Source organism: Confluentibacter lentus (assembly GCF_002806995.1).
Lineage (GTDB): Bacteria > Bacteroidota > Bacteroidia > Flavobacteriales > Flavobacteriaceae > Confluentibacter > Confluentibacter lentus.
This window is the reverse complement of record NZ_NIHE01000001.1, coordinates 52,473-64,232: the sequence shown is the minus strand read 5'-3', so window position 1 is coordinate 64,232 and position 11,760 is coordinate 52,473. Positions and strand designations below refer to the sequence as shown.

Annotated in this window: 6 protein-coding genes; all 6 read right to left on the bottom strand. The window is 36.4% G+C overall.

Annotated features, from left to right (window positions below; genetic code table 11):
- Nucleotides 1–1,932 carry a glycoside hydrolase family 97 protein gene (locus CDH50_RS00320; RefSeq protein ID WP_100609907.1) on the bottom strand — a complete coding sequence of 644 codons (1,932 nt, stop codon included), beginning with the start codon at nt 1,930–1,932 and terminating at the stop codon, nt 1–3.
- A 52-nt stretch (nt 1,933–1,984) separates the two neighbouring features.
- A complete protein-coding gene (locus CDH50_RS00315; RefSeq protein WP_100609906.1) occupies nt 1,985–3,907 on the bottom strand; it encodes a glycoside hydrolase family 97 protein in 1,923 nt (640 codons plus the stop codon).
- Between the two features lie 48 nt (nt 3,908–3,955).
- Nucleotides 3,956–5,128 (bottom strand): esterase, encoded by a 1,173-nt coding sequence (locus tag CDH50_RS00310; RefSeq protein WP_100609905.1) that lies wholly within the window; start codon nt 5,126–5,128, stop codon nt 3,956–3,958.
- 81 nt (nt 5,129–5,209) lie between these two features.
- Nucleotides 5,210–7,843 carry a xylan 1,4-beta-xylosidase gene (gene xyl3A / locus CDH50_RS00305; RefSeq protein ID WP_232731925.1) on the bottom strand — a complete coding sequence of 878 codons (2,634 nt, stop codon included), beginning with the start codon at nt 7,841–7,843 and terminating at the stop codon, nt 5,210–5,212.
- A 43-nt stretch (nt 7,844–7,886) separates the two neighbouring features.
- On the bottom strand, nt 7,887–9,458 hold the full coding sequence (locus tag CDH50_RS00300; RefSeq protein WP_100609904.1) for a glycoside hydrolase family 43 protein: 1,572 nt from the start codon (nt 9,456–9,458) through the stop codon (nt 7,887–7,889).
- Nucleotides 9,459–9,489: 31 nt separating this feature from the next.
- Nucleotides 9,490–11,709 (bottom strand): glycoside hydrolase family 127 protein, encoded by a 2,220-nt coding sequence (locus CDH50_RS00295; RefSeq protein ID WP_100609903.1) that lies wholly within the window; start codon nt 11,707–11,709, stop codon nt 9,490–9,492.
- Between the last annotated feature and the right edge of the window lie 51 nt (nt 11,710–11,760).

Below are 11,760 nucleotides of genomic sequence, written 5' to 3'. Positions count from 1 at the left end.
CTAATTAGTTAATACAAATCCCCCATTAGGTTGTATTGTTATTGAAATTTCTCCTTTTTTAGAAATTTTAATATCCTCTAAAGATGCGTTTTTATTTTTGTCGTCGTTATAAATTTTTGCTTTACCATCTGCAAGCATAGGGAATTTTAGTTTTAAATTTTTTGCGGTTTTCTCTGCATTAATACCTGCTATGTACCAATTATCTCCATGACGACGCGCCAATACCACATATTTACCTGGATAACCATCAAGAAACACAGTTTCATCCCAAGTGGTTGGTACGTTTCTTAAAAAGTCCAGTTGATATGCTGGTGTATCTTCAAGATTGTTTGGTGTTAAACCAAACATTTGCAACGAATTTTGGTAAAGTACACTAGTAGCCAATTGAAAGATATTGGTTGTTAAACGTTCTTGCCCTTTGGTGTTACCCTTGTTTAAATACTTGTTTAAAAAAACACCACCATATTCCATACTCGCAACAGAATTACGAATAAAAGGGTGCAATGATGCATAAAAAGATTCTTTGTTTCGGGCATCTTGAGTAAAAATAAGCATCTCTGAAGCTATAACTGCTTCACTACCTACAAAATTAGGATACATGCGTTCCCAACCACGAGGAAGGGTTGCACCATGGAAAATAATCATAAGTCCATAATCATTAGCATCTGAAAGAATCTCTTCATATAAGCGCATGGTTTCTTGTTTATCACCACCAAAAAAATCGACTTTTAAGCCTTTTACACCGACTTCTTTAAGCCATTTCATTTCACGTTTTCTAACAATGGACGTGTTCATTTTATCTTTTGGGGTTTGGAAAGCATCATTTACAATCCCATTGGAATTGTACCAAAGAAACACATCAACACCTTTAGATTTTGCATATTGGATAAGTTCTTTCATTCTATCATACCCAATATTTTTATCCCACCAAGCATCAATTAAAATGTATTCGAAATTCATGGCAGCAGCCAAATCAATATATTTAACCTGATCCTCATAATTCATGCTCTCATCTTGCCAAACTATCCAACTCCAACTTCCGCGACCATATTTAAAGTCTTGGGAAGCTTCATAAAGAGGTTCAACCACATCATAAGAAATGGTTGTTTCTACAATAGGTTTTAATGTTTCACCAACGGTAATGGTACGCCATGGGGTCATTCCTGGAAGCCCCACTTGAGCACCTACACTACCAAAACCATTATTCGTTTTTACGTCTGGATATTCTACATTATACATGCCATTGTTATAGTTGCTTAAATGGGAAGCGTTATATAGACTTGACACACCAGTTTCAGATAATAATACCCAACCATTGTTTTCAACACGAAATAATCCCGGAAACACATAACCATTTTTATCGGTATTGGTGCTCATGGCAACATCTGCAGTATATGTGCTTTCGTAGCTTGGCGCTGTACGTGCAAAACCGCTCATAGGATTCATCATGGACGAAAGAAATGTTGTTGTTGTACTTGGGAATTTATAGCCCGTAACTTCTTTTTCAACCACGCAAGACATGGTTTCGCCCCAACTTGGGATTTCGTATCTAAATGCAATATCATTATTACTTACTTGGAATGCCACAGATAGCTGTTTTTTATCCTTATTTGTAACCGTGAATTTTAAAGTATTGGCTTTATAGGTAATCGAAGATTGCTTGATTTTTTCTTGGGTATAACTTTTATCGACCTTATTAGTGGTAGATTCGATAAAGCTCATGTTTTCAGTAAAATCTCCTTCATTGGTTACTAAACCTAAAGGAGAATTTTCAATCATCACTTTATTATTGTAAGCTACTGAATATAAAATTTTACCATTATCAACAGAAACATTTACTTTTAGTTTGCCATCGGGACTTACCACTTCCGCATTCTGCGAGATCATTGCTGACGATATTAATAAGCAGCATAAAACAATTAATTTTTTCATTTTTTAGATTTTAAAATTTCCTTTTAGTTATTACTTTAGTTTTAGTTTGTTTTTATTTAATCGGACTTAAATAGGCCGCAAAGCCACCACGACGAAGCATGGTTACGTCAATCGAAGTAGATTTATCAACCACCATATATTTTGTTGAAAACAAGGTGTCATGCGCGCCATCAGCAATTAATGTTAGTTTGTATGATGTTCCTTCAGGTAAAAAATCAAATTTTAAATTCTGAACTTTTTCCCTTCTTCCATCCGAATTAATGCCACCAATATACCAATCTAAACCTTTTCTACGGGCCATAATCGTGAATTTTCCGGGATACCCATCCAATAATTTGGTGTCATCCCAAGTGCTAGGCACATGCTTAAGAAACGTTTTAGGTGCATCTGGTAAATTTCTGTAGCCTTCAGGACGATCGGCCATGTGTTGCATAGCAGATTCAAACACAACACTTAACGCCAATTCATGACCATAAGAGGTAATATGAGCAAATTGCGAATTGGTGAAAGTCACTGGTGTGTAGTCCATAGAACCAACAATATTTCTTGTAAAAGGCAACACATTATTGTGCTCTGGGGCACTTGTAGTTAATTCCGGACCATTATTGTACCATTCAGCACCTCTTGCGGCCTCAAATGTCATCAAATGTGGGTAGGTGCGTTGCCATCCTCTAGGAACGATACAACCGTGAAAGTAAACCATGATTTTAAACTTGGCTGCATCATCAAGAATATCTAGGTAATATTTTATCATGTCTTGTTTTTCACTCAAGAAAAAATCAACTTTTATACCGTAAACCCCTAATTTATTCAATTTCGCAAATTCTTCCATACGGTTTTCATGGGTTTTCATGCGGTCAACAGGTGTAGAAGTCACCCATTTAAACATGCCTGAATTGTACCACATCAAAGGTTTTACACCTATGGAATGGATATATTTTAAAGCATCTTCTAAATTGCCACCATTTTCCATTTGATCCCATTCCCAATCAAGAAGTGTATATGGCCAACCCATTTCAGCAGCTAAATCGGCAAATTCCGTAACCACTTTATAATCTTTGGTACCGTGGTTATTCGACCAATAGTTCCATGAGGCAACACCCGGTTTCACCCAATCGGTATCAGTCAAAACGGAAGGAGAGGACACATCATCCACTAAGGTAGATTCCACAACTTCTGCAATACTTCCCATAATAATAACACGCCAAGGCGATTTCCAAGGAAGATTGATGGTTGGCAATGGCTCACCAACACCTTCATCTGCACCCGGAAGCGTTACTTTATAGTCAGAATTTGTAATGGTATTGGTAAGCTTCGTTGCGGCATATTGTCTATCAACATCAGCTTCATGGATGAGATACCAGTTGTCAGCATCACCTTTGGTATTAAAAAGTGCAGGATAACACCAATCTTGCTGTACACTAGCATCTTTCATATTGGTATAAAGCCCTTCATTGGAAAGATCAAATTTTTCCAACCAACGATTAGTGCTATCTGGAATTTTGTAAGCAGTCAATTCATCTTTGATTTTAAAAGTTCCTGTTTTTTCAGGAAATTCATATCTAAAAGTCACCCCATCGTTGTAAGCTCTCACAATGATATTTAATTTGGCTTTTGATGGATTTTCAAAATATAAAACTATTTCGTTTCCAGAATTGCTTCGTTGTGAGCTTTTACCGTGTAAAGACGTATAATTTTCATTTATTAATTTAGGCTTGTCTGCTTTAATAAACTTTAATTCATTGGAGAAATCTTGATCACTACGCAATAATCCCAAATCTATTTTCGGAATAATCTCAGAATTTGTGTTTTCCTTTATAGAATTGATTTTCAAAAACCATTTCCCAGTAGAAGCAGATTGCTCATTTTTCAATTCCACTTTCCATTTGTTGTTAGGTGATACCACACTGACGTTTTGAGCAAAAGTGGTAATAGATATTAAAAAAGATAAAAAAATGATAAGTCTTTGTTTCATTAGGATTGGATTTATTAAATCAAAAATTGTTAGCATAAAGTATTTCAACTATTTTAAGTTTTTCCATAGGTTTGGTAAAAACTGATAATATAACAGATGTCTCCAAGTTGTTAAATCGTGAGCGCCTTTACTGCCAATATAATAGTGATGTTTTACATTTAATTTTTCCAAATCATTGTGAAAAACTTCATGTCTTGCTCCCGGACGGGTTTCATGCGTTCCTGCCCCAACAAATAAATAATCCAATTTCGAATTGATATCAGCATCTTTTAAAGCAGGTGTTTCATCAATTGGAATCGCCGCACTTAAAATCCCTATTGAACCAAATAAATCTAAATTATGAAGTCCTACATATTGTGCATGTCTTCCACCCATGGAGAGTCCACTAATAGCTCTGGCATGGCGATCTTTTATCACGCTATAATTGCTTTCAACGAAAGGAATGATGCTTTTTTTAAACTCTTCGTTAACCAATTCAAATGTTTTTGCGGTATGGTCTGGATGCATGCGATGAATTAATTGATTGTTGGGCATCACAATAATCATTGGTTTTGCTTTTCCTTCAGCAATTAAATTATCCATGATGAAGTTGGCTTGTCCGTGTAAGTACCAAGTTTCGGCTAAATCGCCCGAACCTCCCATTAAATATAAAACAGGATACTTTTTTGAAGCGTCATATCCAGGTGGCGTGTAAACCAATATCTTTCTTTCACCGTTTGTTACATTGGAATGGTAATATTGCCAATGAATGGTTCCATGAGGTACGTTTTTAGCGTCATAAAAATTAGGACCATCACCATGAACCCAAAGCATACTAAAAGCGGGCATATTGGCATGACCAGTATAGGTGTTATTTGGGTCGGCCATCCCCACGCCATCAACATTGAACCAATATAAATAAATTTCTGGGTCTAATGGGCCAATTTTACAAGTCCAAATACCGTCTTCTCCCTTTACAAATGGCACTTGCTTACGAGCTTCTTCACCCACAAACATAGAACCGCCTACGGTCACACTTTTAAGGTCAGGACCTTTTATTCTGAAAATGACTGTGCGGTCGTCTAATACCTCGGGCGATATCACATTAGCAGATAACGGCACCAAGTTTTGAGTATTTCTCATTGGGTCCCAATCTTCATTAATATGTGCTTGTTGGGCTGATAAATGAAAAGGAAGAACTAGCGCGGTGAGGGCTATAATAATTGAGTTTAGTGTTTTCATATTTATTTTCAATAATGATTAATGCTGTTTAATGTTTATTTAGTGTTATAATTAATTGGTTTTACATGGTCCAATAAAAATTTAAATGTTTGTTTTCTGTATGGTAATTTTTGTCATTTTTAAATCTTTGGTATCTGAACTATTACCATAAAACACTTCATAATCTCCAGGCGTTACATTCATTCCCATAGTATTCCAATCGTAAAATTCAAATGAAGATGATGGTAAGTCAATTGTTATATTTTCAGTTTTATTTGCCTTAACATCCACACGTTTAAATCCTCTTAATGTTTTTAGTGGGCCATCGGTATCATTTAATTTGCGGACATACACTTGAACGATTTCAGTACCATCACGTTTACTAGAATTGGTTACAGGAATAGTTAGTTGAATGGATTCATCAGTTTTTATTGTGGTTTTGTTTAAACTAGCAGAGCCTATGTTGAATTTAGAATAACTTAATCCGAAACCGAAAGGAAATAAGGCATCATTCATATAGCGGTAAGTGCGTCCTTTCATGGAATAATCTTCAAAATCGCCTAATACATCCGAATTTTTATAAAAAGTTACAGGTAGTTTTCCAGAAGGATTATAATCACCAAACAGCACATCAGCAACCGCTTGTCCGCCCGATTCTCCACCATACCATGCTTGCAGAATAGCATCGCAACTTTCGGTTTCTGGTGTTAAAGCAATGGCAGAGCCAGAGCAGTTAACAAAAACAACTTTTTTACCTGCATCTTTCAAAGCTTTTAAACATTTTCTTTGAACAGCGGGAAGGTCAATGTTTGTGCGGTCTCCACCTTTAAAGCCAGGGTAGGAGACAGGCATTTCTTCTCCTTCAAGCAAGGTTGAAAGTCCGCCAACAAATACCACCGTGTCGATTCCTTTTAATTTTTGAATCAATCCACTAAAATCAACATCATATTCTTTTCCAAAATCAAATTCCAGATTGGCTTGCCAATTGTTTGACTGTGCAAAAAGAATTTCAATTTTATAGGTTTTCCCGGCTTCTACAGTAAATGGAATGCGCGCTGGAATCGTGCGCCAGTTAGTATATTTACTGATAGATTCTCCATTAACTAATAATTCAAAATCACCCGTGGCGCCTGTTTTAAAAACCAGTTCATCATTTTCCTCTGCAATAAATTCGGTTTCATATTTTGCGGAGAAACCTTCAAGTTTTACGCCGGTTGCAAATTCATGTTGACCAGCTGTGGTTAATTTTAAAGGATTTACGATTTGTGTTGTAGCTATTATATTGCCTGTTCTATCAGGGGTATTCCAATAAGTGGCTTTAAATCCTTTTTTTCCTTCAAATATGGTTTTTGGAAAATAGGTGGTTGTTACTTTGTCTTCAACTAAATCAGCAGCTTTATCGTAAAAAATATTATTTTCAGATACTTTTGATTTTATCCCATTCAGAATGGTAATGGTTTGATTAGGGGTTCCATTATAATTTCCCCAAAGCATAGGTTCATTATCGGCATTAGGACCAATCACGGCAATTTTGCTGATGGATTTATTTAAAGGAAGCACATTATTTTTGTTTTGAAGCAGTGTCATGGATTTTCTAGCCATTTCCAGCGCTAGGTCCTGGTGTTTCTTACTGTTTAAAACAGATGCCGGTATTTGAGCCCAAGGCACTATGGCATCATCATCCATCTCGCCCAAATCAAAGCGACCGATTAAGACACGAACTAAACTTTTATCAACATCGGCTTCTTTTATTAAATCTTTTGCAACAGCTTCGGGTAATGTTTTAAAAGGATAATTTTCCCAAACACATTCCACATCGGTTCCAGCCAATACAGCTTTTGCTGCGGCATGTGTAGCAGTTGAAGATACATTATGTGTAGTGAAAAAATCGGTTACGGCACCACAATCGGATACCACCATATATTCATATCCCCATTCATCGCGTAGGATACGTTGTAACAGTCTGGTATTTCCACAACAAGGTTCATCATCTAGTCTTTGGTAAGCACACATGACCTGACGTACATCGGCATCTTGTACCAAGGATTTGAAAGCAGGTAAATAGGTTTCATATAATTCACGTGGATTGACATCGTTTAAATTAAGTTCATGTCGGCTCCATTCTGGACCCGAGTGCACCGCATAATGTTTAGCACAAGCCAACAATTTACGATATTTGGAATCTTCCGGACCTTGTAAACCTTTAACAACGGACACTCCCATTAAGGAAGTTAGATAAGGATCTTCTCCATAAGTTTCTTGGCCTCGCCCCCAACGTGGATCACGAAAAATATTCACATTTGGTGTCCATACAGACAAACTTAAAAAGCGTTTATTCTCATTGCCTTCTTGAATCCATTGGTTATATTTCGCTCTGGCTTCATCTGAAACCGCATCAAAAACACGATATACCAATTCATGGTCGAAAGATGCTGCCATGCCTATAGGCTCCGGAAATACAGTCACATTATCATTATTGGCATAGCCATGTAAGGCTTCACTCCACCAATTGAATTTTTTAATACCCAATCGCGGTATGGGATCGGATTGATCGCACATTAGTGCTGCTTTTTCTTCAATGGTTAAGCGTGAAATTAAATCTTTGGCGCGTTCCTCAGAACTTAATTCAGGGTTTTGAAAAGGGAATTGTTGTGCATGTAGATGCCACATTCCCAAAACACATAAGGATAAAAACCATAGGCGTTTTGTCGTTTTTTTAGTTGTTAAAGAGTTCATAATTAATGCTATTATATATTTTAATTCAAATTCTACAGCATAACTAATCACTATTAGAGATACGATCGCTTATGTGGAAATAATCAAAATCCACAGAGCCACCTACATGTTTTGTCGCATAATTGAACAGACCAAATCTATATCCCATAAAATGCGGGAGTGTGTACGGCATGTTTATGGGTTCCCCAATACGTGTCCAAGATGTTCCGTCTAGACTGAAAAAGAAATTAGCTTTATCGGTTTTATCTTTAAAATTGCATTCTGCTTTAAAATAGATTTTGTTTTGGTTTATAGGAACATTTCCCAGTTCTTTAATGGCATTGCCAGCAGCACTAACCATGACAATTTTTTTAGTCCCATTATCTACCTTGACACCAACCAATCCAAATTCTTTTTGTAATAAACATAAGCCAGCAAAATCACCTTCTTTCATATTAGAAATATCCAAGGATGTTGAACCAGTGCTTTCTGGGCCTATGGTGCGTTGTGTCAATGTGTTTTTTGCTTGAACAAAACTGGTATCAATTCTACCGGTTTTTAATCTTAAATAGCCTTTACGTTCTTTAAGTGACCAAAGTGAATTATCTGGGTTGTGGTTCCATTGCCAAACTAAAGGAAGTGCTCTGTCTTTTTTCTTGCGCTTAAAATCATCTGATGCTGCAATAGCAGGAATTAAACCTTTGCTAGCAGGCAAGTCAAGAGTTTCAGGTACTTTGCCATTTTCACCTAGAACAGGCCAGCCATCTTCCCATTTTACAGGAACGATATACGGAATACGGCCAACACCACCATAATCCCTAAATAAATAAGAAAACCATCTGCCGTCTGGGGTATCTATAAGTCCGCCTTGCGCCACACCTAAATCTTGTAAACCAACTTTCCCTTCCCAAGGACCATTGATATTATCCGCACGGTGAATAACTACTGTACGCATGCCACCCCTAGGCCAAGTGATATTAAAGAGATAATATTTGCCGTTGACTTTAAAGAGTTGAGATCCTTCAGCACCTAGCATGATATTTGTTCCAGCGGGAGCACTGGCATTTTCTATCAAAACACGTTCTGTGCCTTCCTTAACACCAGAAAGATCATCTTTCAATTCAGCTATATTAAGTTTTCCAGCGGCCCAAATCATATATATTTTGCCATCATCATCAAAAAAGATGGTATTGTCATGGTAAGAAGGCGTGAATTCTATTTTATTCAAAGGACCTTTTTCAAGATCTTTGGTACTGAAAATATAGGTTTTTCCAGTTGTTGCAGAAAACGTGCTCACGTAAAAAGTCCCATTATGGTAGCGTATACAACTAGCCCAAGAGCCTCTTCCATACATGTTTTTTCCATTTTCTAAATCAAGTTCATCATTATTGCCAAGCGTTTCGTAGCCATAATTGATGAGTTCCCAATTCACTAAATCCTTCGATTTCATTATTGGTAATCCGGGACTCATGTGCATGGTGGTGCTACTCATATAGTAAGTATCACCTACACGAACCATAGACGCATCAGGCACATCGGCAAAAATTATTGGATTGTGTGCCTTATTATTTTGGGCATTCGCAGTACAAACAATTAATAAGTTTAAAATTAGTGTGAATTTGAAAAGTATTTTCATTGATTTATGATGTGTTATTATGGCTTTGTTTTTAATCTTTTAAAATCCGTATTTCATAAAACCTTGGGGTTGGTTTATCATTGTTTGAAGTGATTTTTAAGTTCACAATATCCATTTTTTCTATGTTTATTCTGATGGTTTTATCCTTGGTTGAAACAATGTTAGCTGGTTTTTCATTAATGAAAATGTCAACATTGTCTAATTTTAATTCATCTAATACGGTAATATCTAAAAATTTGCCTTCTAAATTTTTATTTGAAAGTTGGTAAGACATATAGCCACGAGTACTTCTCCAAAATTTATCATCATCGTAACCAGAGTTGCTTTTTTCGCCTTTATATAAATGACCAACCTCGGGTTGTTGTTCGCCACAGTTTACTTTATCCACAGTTTTGGCTTCAAGAGCCGCTGCTTCCATTTCTTGTTGCTTTAGTAAGGCTTGTTTTTCTTTGTATTCTTCTTGACTATACGCTTGAAAATACATTTGGTAACGCGCATCGTGTACTTCAAAAAAAGGTTGCAGTTCTAAAGAATCCAAACTATAACGACGATTTCCGGTATTTTTGATTTTAGAAAGGTACGTGTCTTTGTCGCCCACCAAAGCATACGCTTGATCCAACGGGATGTATTTACCATGTGTAGCGTGTCCCATACGACTATCATCTGCAAATAAACCGTCCAAATCTTCAGTTGAGGTTTTGGCGGCTAAAACGATAGGCCCATCAACAAACGCCACCCAATTGGAGCCGTCTGGTAAATTTTCTAGATGGGTTGCTGTTTTAAATTTGATAGTAATGGTGTCTCCAGATTTCCATGTTCTGTTTACACTGATGTAGCCAGATGGATTCTCTTGTGTTTTTTGAATTTTTCCATTTACTAAAATTTCAAAATTTTCCGCCCATTTTGGCTGACGAATGTTTAAAGCGAACGTTTGTTTCTTTTTGAGATTTAAGACTAATTCCGATTGATTTTCATAAGGGAATTTGGTATTTTGAGTCAACTCAATGCCTTTTTCTTTCCAATTTAAAGTTGAAGGAATAAACAAATTCACAAACACATCTTTTTCGTTATGACTATAAATGAGTTCACCATACTTCGTGTGATTTTCTAAACCAGAACCAACGCAGCACCACATACTGGTTTCTGGTTGGGAATAGACTCGGTAATGGTTAGGACGTATAGGTGTAAAATATACAAACCCACCTTTTTCTGGATGCTGGCTGGACAAGATATGATTGTAAAGGGTTCGCTCGTAAAAATCTAAATATGAAATATCATTATTATCAAGAAACAAAGCTTTGCTTAATCGGAGCATGTTATATGAATTACATGTTTCTGGACCTTCGTTGGATTTTACCATACCGCTAAAATCATTAACCGGATTAAAATGTTCACCGACACTGTTTCCGCCGAAAGCAACACTTCTAGTTTGTGAAACATTTCTCCAAAAGAATTTGACAGCTTCTGATAATTCTTCATTATTAGTTAGGGAAGCCACTTTTTCATACCCAATAACTTTCGGTATTTGGGTATTGGCGTGCATACCCGTTAACTTGTCTTCCTTTTGTAATAACGGATTTAAGAAATTTTTGTGAGTTAGTTTTTTTGCGGTATTTAAGTATTTTTCATCTTTTGTAATCATGAATAAATCGGCAAAAGATTCATTGATGCCACCATGTTCAGTTCTTAAAATATTCTGTATTTGTTCATCCGAAAGAGGTTCAATCAACTCTATAAACCAATCCCCTAATTTTATAACAATGGTTTTAGCCTTATCACTACCAGTAAAATGATATGTGTCAATGAGGCCTGCAAATAATTTATGAATATTATAAAGAGGTACCCATGTATTATTTAATCCGAAACCACTGCCATCAATATCGCCTTTATGGATGCGTTCCCAAAATATTTTCCCTTGCGGTATACCCCCAACATAACCATTGCCGTTTTTATTTTGACAGCGTTCCAATTCCGAAAGCATATAATCTAAACGGGTTTTTAATTCTTGATTATCAGTGGAAACGTAAAGCATAGCCAAAGCTGATAAATAATGCCCTGCAATGTGTCCATCCAGACCGATACTTTCCCAGTTGCCATATCTGTCTTCCTTTGTTGGTAAACCTGCATCTATTAAATAAGGTGCTAAAAGCCTATCGGGTTCTAAATCAAGAATGTATTTCAAATCAATATCTTGGGCATTTTTAAAAGGCCCGTCTGTAATTCTTACATCTTGTAATTTGAAAGACTGCATTTGACTAAAAGCAGTATAAGAGATAAGTAAGCAAAACAAATGGATTATATG

Coding starts and splice junctions, on each gene's coding strand:
- CDH50_RS00320 (WP_100609907.1), bottom strand. CDS start 1,932: ATGAAAAAATTAATTGTTTTATGCTGCTTATTAATATCGTCAGCAATG.
- CDH50_RS00315 (WP_100609906.1), bottom strand. CDS start 3,907: ATGAAACAAAGACTTATCATTTTTTTATCTTTTTTAATATCTATTACC.
- CDH50_RS00310 (WP_100609905.1), bottom strand. CDS start 5,128: ATGAAAACACTAAACTCAATTATTATAGCCCTCACCGCGCTAGTTCTT.
- xyl3A (WP_232731925.1), bottom strand. CDS start 7,843: ATGAACTCTTTAACAACTAAAAAAACGACAAAACGCCTATGGTTTTTA.
- CDH50_RS00300 (WP_100609904.1), bottom strand. CDS start 9,458: ATGAAAATACTTTTCAAATTCACACTAATTTTAAACTTATTAATTGTT.
- CDH50_RS00295 (WP_100609903.1), bottom strand. CDS start 11,709: ATGCAGTCTTTCAAATTACAAGATGTAAGAATTACAGACGGGCCTTTT.